The sequence below is a fragment of the Pseudomonas sp. DWP3-1-2 genome, assembly GCF_049896285.1.
Lineage (GTDB): Bacteria > Pseudomonadota > Gammaproteobacteria > Pseudomonadales > Pseudomonadaceae > Aquipseudomonas.
Genome location: NZ_JAFCTZ010000002.1, coordinates 589638 through 606184 on the forward strand (window position 1 = coordinate 589638; position 16547 = coordinate 606184).

Annotated in this window: 20 protein-coding genes; 12 read left to right on the forward strand and 8 right to left on the reverse strand. The window is 58.2% G+C overall.

Annotation, left to right across the window (positions count from 1 at the left end):
* Positions 1 to 225: 225 nt before the first annotated feature.
* Together ACP7B0_RS08575 and ACP7B0_RS08580 are read right to left on the reverse strand one after the other, a co-directional pair.
* The gene (locus tag ACP7B0_RS08575; RefSeq protein WP_426140770.1) at positions 226 to 450 is read right to left on the reverse strand and encodes a hypothetical protein; all 225 of its coding nucleotides are present in this window, start codon (positions 448 to 450) and stop codon (positions 226 to 228) included.
* Positions 451 to 929: 479 nt separating this feature from the next.
* The gene (locus ACP7B0_RS08580; RefSeq protein ID WP_426140771.1) at positions 930 to 1238 is read right to left on the reverse strand and encodes a hypothetical protein; all 309 of its coding nucleotides are present in this window, start codon (positions 1236 to 1238) and stop codon (positions 930 to 932) included.
* A gap of 527 nt (positions 1239 to 1765) precedes the next feature.
* Between ACP7B0_RS08580 and ACP7B0_RS08585 the strand changes: the two genes are divergently transcribed.
* The 4 genes from ACP7B0_RS08585 (at position 1766) to ACP7B0_RS08600 (ending at position 5077) form a co-directional block, all read left to right on the forward strand.
* Positions 1766 to 2188: a tetratricopeptide repeat protein gene (locus ACP7B0_RS08585; protein WP_426140772.1), complete on the forward strand. Its 423-nt coding sequence runs from the start codon at positions 1766 to 1768 to the stop codon at positions 2186 to 2188.
* 221 nt (positions 2189 to 2409) lie between these two features.
* On the forward strand, positions 2410 to 3774 hold the full coding sequence (gene rmuC, locus ACP7B0_RS08590; RefSeq protein WP_426140871.1) for a DNA recombination protein RmuC: 1365 nt from the start codon (positions 2410 to 2412) through the stop codon (positions 3772 to 3774).
* Positions 3775 to 3824: 50 nt separating this feature from the next.
* On the forward strand, positions 3825 to 4751 hold the full coding sequence (locus tag ACP7B0_RS08595; RefSeq protein WP_426140773.1) for a DMT family transporter: 927 nt from the start codon (positions 3825 to 3827) through the stop codon (positions 4749 to 4751).
* 203 nt (positions 4752 to 4954) lie between these two features.
* On the forward strand, positions 4955 to 5077 hold the full coding sequence (locus ACP7B0_RS08600) for a PA1414 family protein (RefSeq protein WP_426140774.1): 123 nt from the start codon (positions 4955 to 4957) through the stop codon (positions 5075 to 5077).
* An 84-nt stretch (positions 5078 to 5161) separates the two neighbouring features.
* Here the strand turns inward: ACP7B0_RS08600 and ACP7B0_RS08605 are convergent, their stop codons facing one another.
* The 3 genes from ACP7B0_RS08605 to ACP7B0_RS08615 form a co-directional block, all read right to left on the reverse strand.
* Positions 5162 to 5464, reverse strand: coding sequence for a hypothetical protein (locus ACP7B0_RS08605; protein ID WP_426140775.1), 303 nt, complete (start codon positions 5462 to 5464; stop codon positions 5162 to 5164).
* A gap of 267 nt (positions 5465 to 5731) precedes the next feature.
* Entirely contained in the window at positions 5732 to 6682 is a 951-nt protein-coding gene (gene speB, locus ACP7B0_RS08610) for an agmatinase (RefSeq protein ID WP_426140776.1), read from the reverse strand.
* Between the two features lie 12 nt (positions 6683 to 6694).
* A complete protein-coding gene (locus tag ACP7B0_RS08615) occupies positions 6695 to 6871 on the reverse strand; it encodes a hypothetical protein (RefSeq protein WP_426140777.1) in 177 nt (58 codons plus the stop codon).
* Between ACP7B0_RS08615 and ACP7B0_RS08620 the strand changes: the two genes are divergently transcribed.
* On the forward strand, positions 6870 to 7763 hold the full coding sequence (locus ACP7B0_RS08620; protein ID WP_426140778.1) for a LysR family transcriptional regulator: 894 nt from the start codon (positions 6870 to 6872) through the stop codon (positions 7761 to 7763). The two genes, ACP7B0_RS08615 and ACP7B0_RS08620, sit on opposite strands and share 2 nt — an antisense overlap.
* Before the next feature lie 10 nt (positions 7764 to 7773).
* Positions 7774 to 8364 carry a tRNA-uridine aminocarboxypropyltransferase gene (locus ACP7B0_RS08625; RefSeq protein ID WP_426140780.1) on the forward strand — a complete coding sequence of 197 codons (591 nt, stop codon included), beginning with the start codon at positions 7774 to 7776 and terminating at the stop codon, positions 8362 to 8364.
* 3 nt (positions 8365 to 8367) lie between these two features.
* Here ACP7B0_RS08625 and ACP7B0_RS08630 read toward each other — a convergent pair whose 3' ends face one another.
* Positions 8368 to 8580 carry a DUF6316 family protein gene (locus ACP7B0_RS08630; RefSeq protein WP_426140781.1) on the reverse strand — a complete coding sequence of 71 codons (213 nt, stop codon included), beginning with the start codon at positions 8578 to 8580 and terminating at the stop codon, positions 8368 to 8370.
* A 179-nt stretch (positions 8581 to 8759) separates the two neighbouring features.
* Here ACP7B0_RS08630 and ACP7B0_RS08635 point away from each other — a divergent pair, with 179 nt between their 5' ends.
* A complete protein-coding gene (locus ACP7B0_RS08635) occupies positions 8760 to 9722 on the forward strand; it encodes a DMT family transporter (protein WP_426140782.1) in 963 nt (320 codons plus the stop codon).
* 12 nt (positions 9723 to 9734) lie between these two features.
* Here ACP7B0_RS08635 and ACP7B0_RS08640 read toward each other — a convergent pair whose 3' ends face one another.
* Positions 9735 to 10349: an NAD(P)H-dependent oxidoreductase gene (locus tag ACP7B0_RS08640; RefSeq protein WP_426140784.1), complete on the reverse strand. Its 615-nt coding sequence runs from the start codon at positions 10347 to 10349 to the stop codon at positions 9735 to 9737.
* On the reverse strand, positions 10342 to 11736 hold the full coding sequence (locus ACP7B0_RS08645) for a class II fumarate hydratase (RefSeq protein ID WP_426140785.1): 1395 nt from the start codon (positions 11734 to 11736) through the stop codon (positions 10342 to 10344). Before ACP7B0_RS08645 ends, ACP7B0_RS08640 begins: the two co-directional genes overlap by 8 nt.
* Before the next feature lie 186 nt (positions 11737 to 11922).
* On the opposite strand from ACP7B0_RS08645, the gene ACP7B0_RS08650 reads away from it, so the two are divergent.
* The 5 genes from ACP7B0_RS08650 to ACP7B0_RS08670 all read left to right on the forward strand — a co-directional run bounded on the left by ACP7B0_RS08650 (position 11923) and on the right by ACP7B0_RS08670 (position 16337).
* On the forward strand, positions 11923 to 12447 hold the full coding sequence (locus ACP7B0_RS08650) for a DUF2059 domain-containing protein (RefSeq protein ID WP_426140786.1): 525 nt from the start codon (positions 11923 to 11925) through the stop codon (positions 12445 to 12447).
* Positions 12448 to 12471: 24 nt separating this feature from the next.
* Positions 12472 to 12765 (forward strand): BolA family protein, encoded by a 294-nt coding sequence (locus tag ACP7B0_RS08655; protein WP_426140787.1) that lies wholly within the window; start codon positions 12472 to 12474, stop codon positions 12763 to 12765.
* Between the two features lie 166 nt (positions 12766 to 12931).
* Entirely contained in the window at positions 12932 to 13885 is a 954-nt protein-coding gene (locus tag ACP7B0_RS08660) for a rhodanese-related sulfurtransferase (protein ID WP_426140789.1), read from the forward strand.
* A gap of 36 nt (positions 13886 to 13921) precedes the next feature.
* Entirely contained in the window at positions 13922 to 14524 is a 603-nt protein-coding gene (locus ACP7B0_RS08665; RefSeq protein WP_426140872.1) for a DsbA family protein, read from the forward strand.
* Between the two features lie 13 nt (positions 14525 to 14537).
* Positions 14538 to 16337 carry an ABC transporter ATP-binding protein gene (locus ACP7B0_RS08670; protein ID WP_426140873.1) on the forward strand — a complete coding sequence of 600 codons (1800 nt, stop codon included), beginning with the start codon at positions 14538 to 14540 and terminating at the stop codon, positions 16335 to 16337.
* The last annotated feature ends 210 nt before the right edge of the window (positions 16338 to 16547 follow it).

Consider the following 16547-nt stretch of genomic DNA (forward strand, 5'->3'; position numbering starts at 1 on the left):
GGAAGCGACTTGGGCCGCTCAAGTTGAAGTGTAGTGTCATCTATTGCTTCTAATATGCTGTTTTTAAAATATTTCCTGTCAAACAACTCTTTCTATATATCCCTTTGCGATAGGCCGTTGCGATCGTTAGAGAAAGTACAACAGCAAAAAAAAGGCGAAAAAAAGCCCCGCTTGTTGAGGGCGGGGCTTGTGACTGGCCGAGTTGATCTCGGCATTCAGCCTCTATCAGGCAATCAGCGCCTGACGTGTACGCTCGATCACTGCCTGCAGCGGCTCGGCGCTGGAGTATTGATCGGGGTACAGACGTTCGCTGTGACGAGCGATGCCATGTTCGTTGACGATGGTGAAGCTGAAGCAGCCTTTGCGAGCAGCCATGATCAGGCAGTTCATTGGAGCGAAAGCGTGGGTGAGGGTGCGGATAGCATCCTGAGTCTGGTTATAAGTTGTCATGTTTCTGGTGTTCCTGAACAACACGGAATAGCCGTGCAAAAATTAAACGTCCCAGTAAACGCGGGCCAAAACCTGTATTTTCAGATAGGGCAGGGCGAAGAACCTGACTGGAACAAAGCAGACAATCGAAGCGCGCTGGATAGTATGGCGTTCGGCTGACCGGTAGGTACTTAGGAGGGCAGGCAACACAACAAGAGCAAAGGTTCGACGCTCTGGGTGGAGATCCTGATCAATTTGCAGGCTGGTTCTATCAGGCCATGAAATTTTCTACGCTACAGCTCCCGTTCGGGGTAGTCAGCGCGTAGGGTTCATGTCTGGAAACCATCGAGGTGGTCGATCCCTTGTGGGTGACAACACCTTCGAATGGAAAAGGATGCTTGTCAGGGGACTTGTTCGACCAGAATTGACTTTCAGCTTGGTACTAACGGCGGCAATGCTAACTCAACAATTGCCTCTTGGGAAGGGGCAATTGAAAAAAATCACGGGTGACGGGGAAAGGCGTCGTACAGCAAGACCAGAGTCGAGGCGACCAGGGCGCAGCCCAGCAGATACGCGGACACGGTCAGTCGCACGGATCGTCTTGTTTGGATGGCGTGCATGATCTCGCCGACACCGTTGATTCGGCCTTCGCTCAACTCGATGCAGATGACCAGCGCCAAGGCTATGGCCGGTAACAGTATTGCCAGGGCGAACCACGTGCTATCGGGGGCGGGCAGCGCAAAGGTGACCGCAACGGTCATGGTGCAGACAAACGACAGCAGGGCGAAAAACCTGAAAACTTCACGCAAGGGAAAGGCCGCAGCTTGAAAAATGGCCGCCTATAGTCGCTCGGCGCGCCGGAATTGGAAAGTTGAATGCCGGATTAACCCGTTTTCAGCGCCTGGAAAACGATCATCGATGCGATAAAAAATGGCTTGCAGACGCTGTTCTGACTGAGATTGCCTCTCGATTCATGACCATTTGCGATGATCGGCAGCGGGTCTGATAGCCATCGGAAATGGAGTTGTGCACATTGCGCAAGCTTGCTGCCACATCACTGTCACAACCGCTCGTAAGAGCTTGATTTAGCGTGGTGAATTATTAAGTCAATGAAAAACATCGTTTTTTTTAACTGGTGAAAAAATCGTCAGTTTGAGCGCAGGCCCCATTCTGTCTGCCTTTGCGAGAGTTAAAGTACGGTTGTCCACTGAGTTATCCACAGGTTCTGTGGATTGTCCCAAGCGCTCGCTCTATTCCGGGCATTAGGGTTCCGGCTCTTTACCTCTCCGAAAAAAAGTGTAGAGTTGCGCGCCTCCTGATTTGCCCCACAGTGTTTATGAAGCCTCGCCCTGATCTGTCCCTGGAACCTCGAACGTCTTCAAGCGAACCCGCGCGGTTTTCGTTACGCGTAGCCTTGTGGCTGCTCGACAGTCCGCACTTGGGCAGCAAGCCCAGTGTCAAGCGTTTGGCCGGACGTCTGCTCAAGCAGCCCGCTCGCCAAGGGGTCGTTATCGCACAAAGTCGGTTGGGCACAATGCTTTGTCACGAGTGTGGCAATGCCCGTGACCGTCGCATGGGTCATGAGTTGTTGCGTCAGGCCGCCAAGGCCGGCGATTGCAACGCGCAATATGAGTACGGACGTCTGTGCGCTCAGGCGCCCATTAGCGAACCCCGAAAGGCACGCCATTGGCTGGAGCTTGCATCGGCCAAGGGCTCCCTCAAGGCACAACGCCTGCTCGGCCAGTTGAACCGTTACTGAGTCGCAGCGCCCCTGCCTGAATTGAAGTCTGACGTGCGCCGCTGTTCTGCGCATAATGCCGGGCTGATGAGTTCGCATCTTTTCGAGACAGGACACCAGGAGTCTCTATGGTTATGGACTTGACCAGTCTCCTACTGGGGCTGGGTGGGGCGGCGATACCGTTGCTGGCGTTAGCCTGGCACCTACAGCGTAAAGGGGCTGGTCAGCAGGCTGAAATCGCTTTGCTGGACGAGCGTTTGAGCACTGCGCAAATGGCTCAGGACGGCCTCAGCGCACAATTGGACGCCAGTCGTGACGAAATCAGCGACCTGAGCCAGGCCAACGCGCTGAAACAGGCTGACCTTGCAGCACTGCGCCGCGAAGTGGAGCTGCTGCGCCAGGAGCGCGATGCCGCTCAGGACGCCGCCCAGGCCTGGAGTGTCGAGCGCTCCGCCAAGGAGGCTGAGTTGCGTCAGCTGGACGCGAGATGCGCGTCCCTGGCCGCCGAGTTACGCGAGCAACAGGACAGCCATCAACAGCGCTTGAACGACCTCCAGGGATCCCGTGACGAGCTGCGTGCCCAGTTTGCGGAGCTGGCCGGCAAGATTTTCGACGAGCGCGAGCAGCGCTTCGCTGAAACCAGTCAGCAGCAGCTTGGCCAGTTGCTCAATCCTCTGAAGGAACGCATCCAGTCATTCGAAAAACGCGTCGAAGAGAGCTACCAGCAAGAAGCTCGGGAGCGATTCTCCCTCAGCAAGGAACTGGAGCGTTTGCAGCAGCTCAATCAGCGCCTCAGCGATGAAGCGACCAACCTGACCCGTGCCCTCAAAGGCCAGAAGACCCAGGGCAATTGGGGGGAGTTGATTCTTGAGCGAGTGCTGGAACACGCCGGGCTGGAGAAGGGCCGCGAGTACCAGACCCAGGTTAGCCTCAAGGGGCCGGATGGCGAGCGCTTCCAGCCCGATGTCTTGATCATGCTGCCGGGCGACAAACAAGTGGTGGTGGACGCCAAGGTCAGCCTCACGGCCTATCAGCAATATGTCAGCGCCGACGATGACGTGATCGGCCAAGGCGCTTTGAAACAGCACGTGCTGTCGTTGCGCAATCACGTCAAAGGCTTGTCCGGCAAGGACTACAAACGCCTGGAAGGTCTGCACAGCCTGGATTTCGTGTTGTTGTTCGTCCCGATCGAGGCGGCCTTTTCGGCGGCGTTGCAAGCCGACCCCAATCTGTTTCAGGAAGCCTTTGATCGCAGCATTGTCATTGTCAGCCCGACAACGTTGCTGGCAACCTTGCGGGTCATCGACAGCCTCTGGAAGCAAGAACGCCAGAGCCAGAACGCCCGGGAAATTGCCGAGCGTGCCGGCTGGCTTTACGACAAGTTCGTGCTGTTCATTCAGGACCTGGACGAAGTCGGCAATCGCTTGCAGCAACTGGACAAAGCCTACGGCGCGGCGCGCAACAAGCTGACAGAGGGGCGCGGCAACCTCGTCAGTCGCAGTGAACAGCTCAAATTGCTCGGCGCACGTGCCAGTAAAAACCTGCCGCCCGATCTGTTGGAGCGGGCGATGACGGATGATGAAGGCTTGGCGCAATTGCCGGAATAAAGGTGTGAGATGATCGGCCGCGTTTCTCTATCTGAACGGACTCTTCGACCATGAGTGTGACGCGCAAAAGCGCTGACGGTTTTGCCCTGCAAGTGATGTTGGTGTTGTGCGTGATCTGGGGCCTGCAACAGGTGCTGATCAAATGGGCGGCACCCGATATCGCGCCGATCATGCAGGCGGCCGGGCGTTCCGGTATCGCCGCGCTGATTGTGGGCATCGCCCTGTGCTGGCAAGGCGGCCTTGATAAGGTCAGGAGCACCTGGCGAGCCGGGCTGCTTGCGGGCGCGCTGTTCGGTCTGGAGTTCCTGTTTATTGCCCAAGGGCTTGCGTTGACCAGCGCTGCGCACATGTCTGTTTTTCTCTATACCGCGCCGATCTTTACCGCTTTGGGGCTGCATTGGACCTTGCCGAGCGAGCGCTTGCGGCCTTTGCAGTGGCTGGGGATTCTGCTCGCTTTCCTGGGGATCGCCACGGCTTTTGTGGGCGGCATGTCCCTGACCAGCATTGATCGCACTGTGCTGATCGGCGACGGCCTCGGCGTACTGGCGGGCATGGCCTGGGGCGCAACCACGGTGGTGGTGCGTGGCTCTCGCCTGTCCGAAGCGCCTGTGACCCTGACGTTGTTCTATCAATTGATGGTTTGCCTGGTCGGCCTGTTGCTGATTGCGGCGGCCAGCGGCCAGATCACTGAGGTCAAGCTGACCCCGGTTGGCGTTGGCAGCGTGCTGTTCCAGGGGCTGGTGGTGTCTTGCGCCAGCTATCTGGTCTGGTTCTGGCTATTGCGTCGTTATCTGGCGTCGAATCTGGCGGTGTTTTCGTTCATGACGCCGTTGTTCGGTGTGACCTTTGGCGTGCTGTTGCTGGATGAGCCGCTGAGCATGAATTTTGTCATCGGGGCGGTTCTGGTTTTGCTGGGCATCACGCTGGTCAGCGGCGAACAATGGATTCGCCGCAGGTTGAGCGCTCTGGTTCGGTAATAACTGTGTCTTTGCGTTTCCTGGGGCACCGTTGGTCGTAAAGCCAAGTGGAAAACCCTTGAGAACTGTCACATTGGGCGCATCGGGAAAAATGTTTTATCCGCGACACTCGGTAGCAGGCGTAAAGTGCGATATAGCACTATCATTTGTTGAAGCGGCTTGAAGATGTCGGTCGTCGAGTATTTCCCTGAAGGGGGCTTTATATGAATACCAAACTGCAAGAATGGCTTCACGATCTGGGTGTTGCACTGGGGTTGATCGAACGTCCCAAACTGCAACCGATCCCTGTTCGCACCAACGACAAGCAACGTCGTCCACGTCGATAGTCCCGACGCTTCACTCTGCCGGGGCGCGCCCGCGTCCCGTTGCTGACAGGTGCTGCGCTGACGCGTTGCACCCTGCTTTCAGACTCATTTCTTGTCTCTGTGCCGGGCCTTTTTTTGTGGGCGCTGCGGTTGATCCTTTCTTAGCATCAGGATCAAGTCCACGACCATGGCCAATATCAATTCCTCCGGTTTTTTGACCGCCCGCGTTTTAACCGCGTCCGGAAACTCGAACCTGTAATGGGCTTCCAGCTGGTCGAACAGGCTGTGCACATCCGCGTCATCAAGCTTCAAATCCTCAAAGCTCGAATTTTCATGGATCTCGGACTTGTCGACCAGGATCATGCCTATCGCGTTGAAAACGTGTTGCTGGATGTCTTCGCGGTTCATGACAGGCCCTGTCTTGTGTCGTTTAGAGGATCAGCCCTAACTTCCATAAAAACAGGGTGCTTCCACATCGTTTCCGTGTTCATGTGATCGGGTTGATGCACAGCAATGGGGTCTAGAGCGCTACCTGCTGCCGCTTTATCAAGGCTAGCTCATATCCGCCAATACTCTGATGCATATGTAAAAAAGGATGTCCGTGGACATCCTTTTTTGTTCTTCGCGTGGGCCGTTGCGCAAGACATCCACCTTCCGTGGGTGAAAAGCATGCGCCTATCGGTGAGCGACGCCCGGCAATACGCACAGCATTTCGTAGAGCAGGTTTGCGCCCAGCAGAGAGGTGTTGCCCGTGGTGTCGTAAGGTGGCGAAACTTCCACCAGATCGCAGCCCACCAGGTCCAGGCCCTGGCAACCGCGGATGATTTCGATGGCCTGGATGGTGGTCAGACCGCCAATTTCCGGGGTCCCGGTGCCCGGTGCCCAGGCCGGGTCGATGCCATCGATATCAAAACTCAGATACACCGGACCACCGCCGACTTTTTCCCGAACCTGCTCCATCAGCGGACTGAGGGATTTATGCCAGCACTCTTCGGCCTGAACCACGCGGAAGCCCTGTTTGCGACTCCAGTTGAAGTCTTCGGCGGTATAGCCCTGGGCGCGCAGGCCGATCTGGACCACGCGATCGCAATCGAGCAGGCCTTCTTCAACGGCGCGACGGAACGTGGTGCCGTGGGCGATTTTCTCGCCGAACATGTGATCGTTGACGTCGGCATGGGCGTCGATGTGCACCAGACCGACCTTGCCGTACTTCTTGTGGATGGCGCGCAGGATCGGCAGGGTAATGGTGTGGTCGCCGCCCAGGGTCATCGGCACGACGTCGTGGGTGAGGATCTCGTCGTAGGCTTGTTCGATGATGCGCACAGCGTCCAGCAGGTTGAAGGTGTTGATGGCCACGTCGCCGATATCAGCCACCGACAGCGAATCGAACGGTGCCGCACCGGTTGCCATGTTATAGGGGCGGATCATGACGGATTCAGCGCGGATCTCACGCGGGCCGAAACGCGTGCCGGCCCGCAGGGAAGTCCCGATATCCAGGGGCACGCCGATAAAAGCAGCGTCCAGGCCTGCCGCAGATTGCAGGTGCGGCAGGCGCATCATGGTGGCAATGCCGGCGAAGCGCGGCATTTCGTTGCCGCCCAGTGGTTGGTGAAAAATCTTTTCCACGGGATTGCCTCATCATTGGTTGAATGCCTCGATTTTGGGAAGTGCGGCAGCACAGAACAATCGCTGGGGCGAAATACTTAGTTTAGAAATTTCAGAACTAAAGGCGTTTTGAGCTAAGCTGCGGGCCTTTATGAGACCTTCTGTAGGCGCCAGCTTGCTGGCGTTTACAGTCACGTTTGGGGCTTCCATGGCCAGCGCCTTACCCGATCTGAAACTGCTGCGTATTTTCGCCAGTGTCGTGCGCCACCAGGGCTTTGCCAGCGCGCAGCAGGAGCTCAACCTCTCCACGTCAGCCATCAGCACTTACATGAGCCAACTGGAAGCTACGCTGGGCATTGTCTTGTGTCATCGAGGGCGGGGCGGTTTCAGCCTGACCAGCAAGGGCGAGCTGTTTCATCAGGAAACCCTGCGCCTGCTGGGTGAGCTGGAAGGATTCGAGCTGTATGCAGCGGCCCTTAAAGGCGAACTGCGCGGCACCTTGAATCTTGGCGTGCTGGACTCCACGGTCAGTGATCGGGCGTTGCCCTTTGCAGAAGTCATCGGTGCCTACAGCGAAGAGCATCCCGCCGTGCATTTGCATCTGTCGGTGATGAGCCCTTACGAACTGCAGCTCGGCGTGCTGGACAATCGTCTGGATCTGGCCATCGGCTCGTTCTCCACGCGAATGAACGGGTTGCTCTACCAGCCGTTGTATCGCGAGCAGCACTGGCTGTATTGCAGCAATCGTCATCCGCTGTATGCCGAACGGCGTATCCCCGAGCCAGTGATCGCGCAGCAGCGCATGGTGGGGCGTGGTTACTGGAGCCAGGCGGAGCTGGCCCGCCATGGCTTCAAGCACAGTGCCGCCACGGTAGAGAGTATGGAAGCGCAGCTGATTCTGGTGTTGTCGGGTGCTTACATCGGCTATCTGCCGGAGCACTATGCGCAGTCCTGGGTGGATTCGGGGCAACTGCGTGTCCTGTTGCCCGCGACCTTTGGTTATCAGGCGCCGTTTTCAATGATCTTGCGTCGGGGCCGCAGCCGCGAACCGCTGATTCAAACCTTTCGCGACCTGCTCAAAGCGCAGCTCAATCCAGTCTGAGGAATGCCTGATGTCTCGCCCGCGCTGTGAACGCTGTCTGCGTCCTGAAAGCCATTGCCTGTGCGCGTTGATCCCGCAACTGGACAGCCGGACCCGCGTGCTGGTGCTGCAGCATCCCGGTGAAGTTCATCATGCGTTGAATACCGGTCGGCTGGCGGCGCTGGGCCTGAATAATGCGCAACTGGTCGTTGGCGAGGTCTTTGAGAACCTGCACGAGCTGCTTTATCCACCCGGCTATCAGGCGCGGCTGTTATTCCCCGGTGACCATGCGCAGCCATTGGTCATGCAGGGTCCGGATGCGTTGCCCATGCTGTTGGTCGTGCCGGACGGGACATGGCGCAAAGCCCGCAAACTGCTGCACCTCAATCCACTGCTGGCGGCGTTGCCCCGCGTGACACTGGCCCACGTGCCCAAGTCTCGTTACCGTTTGCGCAAGGCGCCGGGTCCGGATGCCTTGTCCACCCTGGAAGCCATCACCCACGCGTTGCAAACCCTGGAGGCACCGACCTCGTTCGCGCCGCTTATGGCGCCTTTCGAGGCTTTAATCGAGGGGCAGATCAAGGCGATGGGGGCTGACACGTTCCAGCGCAATCACGGTTGAAGACTAACCATTGAGTGACGCTGACGTGAGCATACCCAGTGCCTGCATGCGCTGGACATACGCCTCGGTTTCGCGTTCAGCCTCGGTGCGGCTGAGGTAGGGGCCCTCAAGGGTGTTTTCCCGGGTGCTGAAAAAGTATTCACCATTGACCCGCGTCACCCGATCACTGCGGTAGTGAACGGTAGGGGCCGGGTCCTGCTCACGCTTGCCGAACATAGTCTTCTCCTGCTGCTGGAAATGAACACCGGAAGCTGCGCGACACGATGGCCGACTGAAACAGTTCTGGCTGTATTACGTCTTCAACTGCAACTGTGTTGCACCGCCATCCGCGCCTACACTGTTCGCCTGCACGCTTTTGATAATTGAAAGCTGCGTCACTCGCCTGGGAATTTTTCATGCACATCTCGTCTGGCCGATGGATCTATGGCCTGTGTCTGGCGCTGCTGACGGCGCTGCTCTGGGGCATCCTGCCCGTCAAGCTCAAACAAGTGCTGCAAGTGATGGACCCTGTCACTGTGACGTGGTTCCGATTATCGGTCTCCGGAGCGCTGCTGTTTATCTGGCTGGTTTCAGTCGGACGCTTGCCGAGCTTCAAGGTACTGGGCCGCAAGGGCGTCCTTCTAGTGGCCATGGCGGTATTGGGCTTGCTGGGCAACTACATTCTGTATCTGATCGGCCTCAATCTTCTCAGCCCGGGCACCGCCCAACTGATGATTCAGGTGGGCCCGATTCTGCTGTTGATCGGCAGCATTTTTCTGTTCAAGGAGCGCTTCAGCATCGCCCAGGGCGTCGGCCTGGCGGTTTTGCTGGTTGGTTTTGCCTTGTTCTTCAACCAGCGCCTGGGTGAGTTGCTGACGTCCATGAGCGAATACACGGCGGGTGTGCTGACCGTTTTCATGGCCGCGGTGGTGTGGACGTTCTATGGCTTGAGCCAGAAGCAGCTGCTGACAATGTGGAATTCCGTGCAGGTGATGATGGTGATCTATCTGTTCTGCGCGCTGCTGATCACGCCGTGGGCGCATCCGGCTGAGGCCTTGCAACTGAGTCCTCTGCAAGGCTGGCTGTTGCTGGCATGCTGTTTGAACACCCTGGTTGCCTATGGCGCATTTGCCGAAGCGCTGGCCCATTGGGAAGCGTCACGCGTCAGCGCGACCTTGGCGCTGACGCCCTTGGTCACCTTTGCCTGCGTCGCGATGGCGGCCTGGCTGTGGCCGGATTACGTGCAGGCCGAGGCCATCAACCTGCTGGGTTATGGCGGGGCTGTTCTGGTGGTGGCCGGTTCGGCCCTGGTCGCACTCGGTCCTTCAATGCTGGCGGGATGGCGCGCACGGAAGGCGAGGCTGGCAGTGGAGGTATGACGCCTGCCGGGCTTATTTGCGTCCCAGCATTTCGGCGTTGCGCAGCCATTGCTGGCGTTGTTCCTCGGTGGAAGTGCGCACCGGGGCAAACTCCGTCAGGCGTTTGGTCTTGATGCCGCAGAATGCCAGCACGGTACGCATCATTTGCCGATGTGCCGGTGCGCCGTATACCCAGCGAAAATAACGCGGCGGGGTGTCCATGGTCACCAGCAGTTCAGCCGTGCGGCCCCTGAGCAACTCATTGGAAATATGTTTGCGGCCATGGGTTTTGAAGGCGAAACCGGGCATCAATACCCGGTCCAGAAAACCACTGAGCACGCTGGGCAAACCGCCCCACCAGACCGGGTAGACGAACACCAGATGCTCGGCCCAATGGATCTCCCTTTGGGCTTCGAGCAGGTCATGCTCCAGGTTCTGGCTCTGGTCGTATCCGTTATGCAGCACGGGATCGAAGTCCAGTTCTCCCAGTTTGAGCATGCGCACCACATGGCCTTCGCTGCGCGCGCCCAAGGCATATGCTTCGCCCAGCGCATGCCCAAGGCTTGAGGATTTCGGCGTACCGAAAATCATCAGGATACGTTTGCCATCCCCTTCCAGTGGGGTCGCGCCGCTTTTCGGATCAACCATTGCTGCCCGCCTCCAGCATTTTTTCCGGGCGTACCCAAGCGTCGAACTCGGCGTCGGTCAGAAAACCCAGGGCCAGTGCGGCTTCGCGCAGCGTCAGCCCTTCGCTGTAGGCTTTCTTCGCGATCTGGGCGGATTTGTCATAGCCAATGTGGGGGTTGAGTGCGGTGACCAGCATCAGCCCGCGTTCCAGATGTTCAGCCATTTTTTCGGCGTCGGGTTCCATGCCGGCGATGCAGTGTTCGTTGAAGTTGCTGCAACCGTCACCCAACAGGCGAATGGACTGCAGCAGGTTATGAATGATCACCGGCTTGAACACATTCAACTGCAAATGGCCCTGGCTGGCGGCAAAACCGATGGTCACGTCGTTACCCATGACCTGGCACGCCAGCATCGACAGCGCCTCGCACTGGGTCGGATTGACCTTGCCGGGCATGATCGAGCTGCCGGGTTCGTTGGCGGGCAGTTTGACTTCGGCCAGACCGGCGCGAGGCCCTGAACCCAGCAAGCGCAAGTCATTGGCGATTTTCATCAGGGTGACGGCAAGGGTTTTCAGTGCGCCAGACAGCGCAGTGAGTGGCTCATGGCCGGCCAGTGCTGCAAATTTGTTGGGGGCGGTAACGAAGGGCAAGCCAGACAATGCGGCCAGTTCTGCGGCCACCGCTTCGGCGAAACCCTGGGGTGAATTCAGGCCGGTGCCCACCGCCGTACCGCCCTGGGCCAGCTCGCACACGGCGGGCAAGGTGGCGCGAATGGCTTTTTCAGCGTAATCGAGCTGTGCCACATAAGCCGAAAGCTCCTGGCCAAATGTGATCGGTGTTGCGTCCATCATGTGGGTGCGACCGGTCTTGACCAGCTTCATGTGGCGCGCCGACTGCTCGGCAATGCCGGAGGACAGCTCCGCAATGGCGGGCAACAGATGCTCTTTCACCGCCTGTGCGGCGGCAATGTGCATGGCAGTCGGGAAGCAATCATTGGAGCTTTGCGAGCGGTTCACGTGATCGTTGGGGTGCACGGGCGTCTTGCCGCCACGCCCTTGTCCGGCCAGTTCGTTGGCACGGCCGGCAATCACTTCATTGACGTTCATGTTGCTCTGGGTGCCGCTGCCGGTCTGCCAGACCACCAGCGGGAACTGGCTGTCATGCTCCCCGGCCAGCACTTCGTTGGCGGACTGCTCGATCAGTCGGGCAATATCGGCAGGCAAATCACCATTGCGGTCGTTGACCCGGGCCGCAGCCTTTTTGATGAGGGCCAGAGCGTGCAGCACCGGCAACGGCATACGTTCGTCGCCAATGGCGAAATTGATCAGCGAACGTTGAGTCTGTGCGCCCCAGTAAGCGTCATCCGGGACTTCGATCGGGCCAAGGCTGTCGGTTTCAGTACGGCTCACGGGAATCACTCCTTAAAGTTCAGTGCGGCATCAGTGCGCAGTTTAGGCGTCGGGATGCCTGTTGGGTTCCCTAATTGGCGTTTTTAACCGCTCGGCGCGTCAGGGGTTGAGCCAAAAGCAGACATAGGCGCAGAATGGTCGGCCTTGAGGTACTGCCTCGCCTGCTAGACATAGAAAGGAAACTCGATGACCCGTCTTCGTGCCATCTGTACAGCGGTTGTTCTGGTTTGTGCCAGCGGTCAGGTTCTTGCCGATACCGCCAGCCATAACGCCAGCGCCGAAACGTTCCTCAAGCTGGCTCATGCTGACAAGCTAGGCACGCCGGTTTACATGCAAGTGCAACAGATGTTCGCTCAGCGCTTTGCCGAAACCAAAGCCCCTGAATCAAAAAAAGCGTTGCTTGAAACCTACCAGGCCAAAGCCAATGCGGCACTGGATCAGGCCATTGGCTGGAACAAGCTCAAGCCTGACATGATCAAGCTTTACACCGCCAACTTCACCGAAAGCGAGTTGAAGGACCTGGTCGCGTTCTACCAGTCGCCACTGGGCAAGAAAGTGCTGACCAAGATGCCGGAGATGACTCAGCAATCGGCCCAGTTGACCCAGGGCAAACTGGAAAGCGCAGTGCCTGTCGTCAACAAACTGCTGGCTGACATGACGGCTGAACTGGAACCTGCCAAGGCAGCTCCGGCGCCGGCCAAAAAGCCTTAACTGACTGATCAGGCCAAACCTGTCATGACCATGCAAAATCGAATCGAATCGGCGCTGGCTGTGTTTCAGCCGCTGCACCTGCAAGTGCTCGACGAGAGCCACATGCACAGTCGCGGTGAGCAGACGCACTACAAGGCCGTTATCGTCAGCGAGCAATTCGCAGGGCTTAACGCCGTCAAGCGTCATCAGAAGGTCTACGGCATTCTGGGTGGTTTGATGGGGGAGTTCCACGCGTTGGCGTTGCACACCTTTACCCCGCAGGAATGGGCAAAAACGGGTGCTGCACCGGCCTCACCGACCTGTGCGGGTGGTCATTGACCGTTTCCTGAATAACGGTTGGAGCCTGGCGAGCCTTGCTCCAACGGGTTATCGGATTAACCCTGACTTTTGCTAGAATCCACACCGCGCCGCTCAGTCGGCGCGTTTTTCATTCCGTTTTTTGATCCGGTAGGCCCTTTGCGAGGGTCACCACCTGGAGAAACACATGACTCAAAAGCCGATGACCCAACCGATCGTCGTGGCTGCGCTGTACAAGTTCGTCACCCTCAGCGACTACGTCGCCCTGCGCGAGCCGTTGTTGCAGGCCATGATCGACAACGGCATCAAAGGCACGCTGCTGATCGCCGAAGAAGGTATCAATGGCACCGTTTCCGGCACACGTGAAGGCATCGACGGGCTGATGGCCTGGCTCAAGAATGACCCGCGCATGGACGACATCGACCATAAAGAGTCGTACTGCGACGAACAGCCGTTCTACCGCACCAAGGTCAAACTCAAGAAAGAGATCGTGACACTGGGTGTCGAAGGCGTTGACCCGAACAAGGCCGTGGGCACTTATGTCAACCCGCAGGACTGGAACGCCATCATCAGCGATCCGGAAGTGCTGGTGATCGACACGCGCAACGATTACGAAGTCTCCATCGGTACCTTCGAAGGCGCCATCGACCCGAAGACCACAAGCTTTCGTGAGTTCCCGGAGTACATCAAGGAGCACTTCGACCCGGCCGTGCACAAGAAAGTCGCGATGTTCTGCACCGGCGGTATTCGCTGCGAAAAAGCTTCCAGCTATATGTTGGGCGAGGGCTACGGCGAAGTCTTCCATCTCAAGGGCGGGATCCTCAAGTACCTTGAAGAAGTGCCTCAGGAAGAAAGCCTGTGGCGTGGCGAGTGTTTTGTTTTCGATAATCGCGTCACCGTGCGCCATGACCTTACCGAAGGCGACTACGACCAATGTCACGCCTGCCGCACGCCCATCAGCGCTGAAGACCGCGCCAGTGAGCACTACACGCCGGGCATCAGTTGCCCGTACTGCTGGGATACGCTGAGCGAAAAAACCCGCCGCAGCGCGATAGATCGGCAGAAACAGATCGAACTGGCCAAGGCGCGCAATCAGCCGCACCCTATCGGTCGTAACTATCGTCTGCCAACCGAGGCCTGATTCATGTCCGCTCGCCTGCTCTATGTGATGGACCCGATGTGCTCCTGGTGCTGGGGCTTTGCCGAAGTGGCCCAAGCGCTGGTGGAACAGGCGCAAGCGGGCGGCATGACCTTACAGTTGGTTGTGGGTGGGCTGCGCACCGGCAGCGGCTCGGCGCTGGAACCTTCTACCCGGCGTTATATCCTGGAGCACTGGGAGGCCGTGGCGCAGACCACCGGTCAGTCGTTCCGTTTTCAGGACGCCTTGCCCGGTGGCTTTGTCTACGACACCGAGCCTGCCTGCCGTGCCGTGGTCGCCGCCCGCAGCCTTGATCCAGAGAGCGCGTGGCGTCTGGTCAAGCTTATCCAGCAAGCGTTTTACCTGGAGGGTCGGGATGTCACGCGGCCTGCCGTCCTGACCGAGTTGGCCGAGCAAGCGGGCCTGCCGCGCATTGAATTCGCCGAAGCGTTCGACAGTGTTGAACAACGCGCTGCCACAGCGGCTGATTTCGTGTGGGTACAGGACCTCGGTATCGCTGGGTTTCCGACCTTGCTGGCCGAGCGCAATGGTCAACTGGCATTGCTGACCAACGGCTATCAACCCCTGGAACAACTCTCGCCGTTGCTGGGTCGATGGCTGGAGCGTGCCGCCAGTGCTTGAACCTGAACAGGGCGTGTGCGAGCAGGCCGGTCGCGTTGACCGGCTGAGTTGGGCAGAAATCCGGCGTCTGGCCGTGCGGCATAAAAAAGCCTTGTGGATTGCCAACGGCGTTGCGGTGCTGGCAACGCTGTGCAGCGTGCCGATTCCGCTATTGCTGCCGTTGCTGGTGGACGAAGTGTTGCTCGGGCATGGCGATGCGGCGCTCACGTTCATGAACCGGTTCCTGCCTGCCAGCCTTCAAACCTCCGTCGGTTACATCGGCCTGATGTTGCTGGCCACGGTTTTCCTGCGCATTGGCGCGTTGGTGTTCAACGTTATTCAGGCCCGGCTGTTCGCGCGACTGTCCAAGGACATCGTCTATCGGGTACGCATCCGGCTGATCGAGCGCCTCAAGCGTATATCCCTGGGCGAGTACGAGAGTCTCGGCAGCGGCACCGTCACCACGCATCTGGTCACCGACCTGGATACGGTGGACAAATTCATCGGTGACACCCTCAGCCGGTTTCTGGTTGCCATGCTGACACTGGCCGGGACCGCAGGAATCCTGTTCTGGATGCACTGGAAGCTTGCGCTGTTGATCATGCTGTTCAACCCGCTGGTGATCTACGCCACGGTCAAGCTGGGCAAGCGGGTCAAACACCTGAAGAAACAGGAGAACGACAGCACCTCGCGGTTCACCCAGGCCCTGACCGAAACCCTTGACGCCATCCAGGAAGTTCGTGCGGGCAACCGTCAGGGTTACTTCCTCGGGCGTCTTGGGCTGCGGGCCCAACAGGTGCGCGATTATGCCGTCGCCTCACAATGGAAGAGCGATGCGTCGAGCCGCGCCAGCGGGCTGTTATTTCAGTTCGGTATCGATATTTTTCGTGCGGCGGCAATGCTCACCGTGCTGTTCTCCGACTTGTCCATCGGGCAAATGCTCGCGGTGTTCAGCTACCTGTGGTTCATGATCGGCCCGGTGGAGCAATTGTTGAATCTGCAATACGCCTACTACGCAGCAGGCGGTGCCCTGACGCGGATCAATGAGCTGCTGGCCCGTGCCGATGAACCGCACTATCCCGGTGGCACCGATCCATTCAAGGGGCAGGAGACCGTCGGGATCGACATTCGCGGATTGAGCTTCAGTTATGGCGAAGAAAACATTCTGGATGAGTTGAACCTGACCATCGCTCCCGGCGAAAAAGTTGCCATCGTGGGTGCCAGCGGCGGCGGTAAAAGCACGCTGGTTCAGCTGTTGCTGGGGTTGTACACCGCGCAATCCGGGGTGATCCGTTTCGGTGGGGCGAGCCAGCAAGAGATCGGCCTGGAGACCGTGCGGGAAAACGTTGCGGTGGTGCTGCAACATCCTGCGCTGTTCAATGACACCGTGCGTGCCAATCTGAGCATGGGGCGCGAGCGAAGCGACGAAGCGTGTTGGCAGGCCCTGGAAATCGCTCAACTGGCGCCGACGATTCGGGCTTTTCCCGAAGGACTGGACAGTATTGTGGGGCGCTCCGGGGTTCGCCTGTCAGGGGGGCAGCGCCAGCGGCTGGCCATCGCCAGAATGGTGTTGTCCGACCCCAAAGTGGTGATCCTCGACGAAGCCACTTCGGCGCTGGACACAGCCACGGAATACAGTTTGCATCAAGCGCTGGCCCGGTTTCTCAAGGGGCGCACGACGCTCATCATTGCGCACCGTCTTTCGGCGGTTAAGCAGGCCGACAGGGTGCTGGTATTCGACGGCGGGAGAATTGCCGAAGATGGCGATCATTCGCAGTTGATTGCTGACGGCGGGCTTTATGCAAAACTCTACGGTCATTTGCAACACGTCTAAACGTTAATGCTGTTTAACTGGCTTCGCTTCAAAAAAGTACGAACTATTTTCTTTCGCATCCGTCTGCTAATAGCGCCGTAGCCATTGCTGCGGTAAAACGATGGCGTGTTACATCTCCGAGAATAATCCCGACCATTTTCACCGAAATGGCCTAGGCTTTTGCTTGGCTGGAAAAACAGATCCGGCAGCTTGTTGAGCATCTAGCATCGC

Excerpts from the sequence above, each read along its gene's own strand:
- ACP7B0_RS08575 (WP_426140770.1), bottom strand. The coding sequence starts at position 450 with ATGACAACTTATAACCAGACTCAGGATGCTATCCGCACCCTCACCCAC.
- ACP7B0_RS08585 (WP_426140772.1), top strand. The coding sequence starts at position 1,766 with ATGAAGCCTCGCCCTGATCTGTCCCTGGAACCTCGAACGTCTTCAAGC.
- ACP7B0_RS08595 (WP_426140773.1), top strand. The coding sequence starts at position 3,825 with ATGAGTGTGACGCGCAAAAGCGCTGACGGTTTTGCCCTGCAAGTGATG.
- ACP7B0_RS08600 (WP_426140774.1), top strand. The coding sequence starts at position 4,955 with ATGAATACCAAACTGCAAGAATGGCTTCACGATCTGGGTGTTGCACTG.
- ACP7B0_RS08605 (WP_426140775.1), bottom strand. The coding sequence starts at position 5,464 with ATGAACCGCGAAGACATCCAGCAACACGTTTTCAACGCGATAGGCATG.
- ACP7B0_RS08620 (WP_426140778.1), top strand. The coding sequence starts at position 6,870 with ATGGCCAGCGCCTTACCCGATCTGAAACTGCTGCGTATTTTCGCCAGT.
- ACP7B0_RS08615 (WP_426140777.1), bottom strand. The coding sequence starts at position 6,871 with ATGGAAGCCCCAAACGTGACTGTAAACGCCAGCAAGCTGGCGCCTACA.
- ACP7B0_RS08625 (WP_426140780.1), top strand. The coding sequence starts at position 7,774 with ATGTCTCGCCCGCGCTGTGAACGCTGTCTGCGTCCTGAAAGCCATTGC.
- ACP7B0_RS08630 (WP_426140781.1), bottom strand. The coding sequence starts at position 8,580 with ATGTTCGGCAAGCGTGAGCAGGACCCGGCCCCTACCGTTCACTACCGC.
- ACP7B0_RS08635 (WP_426140782.1), top strand. The coding sequence starts at position 8,760 with ATGCACATCTCGTCTGGCCGATGGATCTATGGCCTGTGTCTGGCGCTG.
- ACP7B0_RS08640 (WP_426140784.1), bottom strand. The coding sequence starts at position 10,349 with ATGGTTGATCCGAAAAGCGGCGCGACCCCACTGGAAGGGGATGGCAAA.
- ACP7B0_RS08650 (WP_426140786.1), top strand. The coding sequence starts at position 11,923 with ATGACCCGTCTTCGTGCCATCTGTACAGCGGTTGTTCTGGTTTGTGCC.
- ACP7B0_RS08655 (WP_426140787.1), top strand. The coding sequence starts at position 12,472 with ATGACCATGCAAAATCGAATCGAATCGGCGCTGGCTGTGTTTCAGCCG.
- ACP7B0_RS08660 (WP_426140789.1), top strand. The coding sequence starts at position 12,932 with ATGACTCAAAAGCCGATGACCCAACCGATCGTCGTGGCTGCGCTGTAC.
- ACP7B0_RS08665 (WP_426140872.1), top strand. The coding sequence starts at position 13,922 with ATGTGCTCCTGGTGCTGGGGCTTTGCCGAAGTGGCCCAAGCGCTGGTG.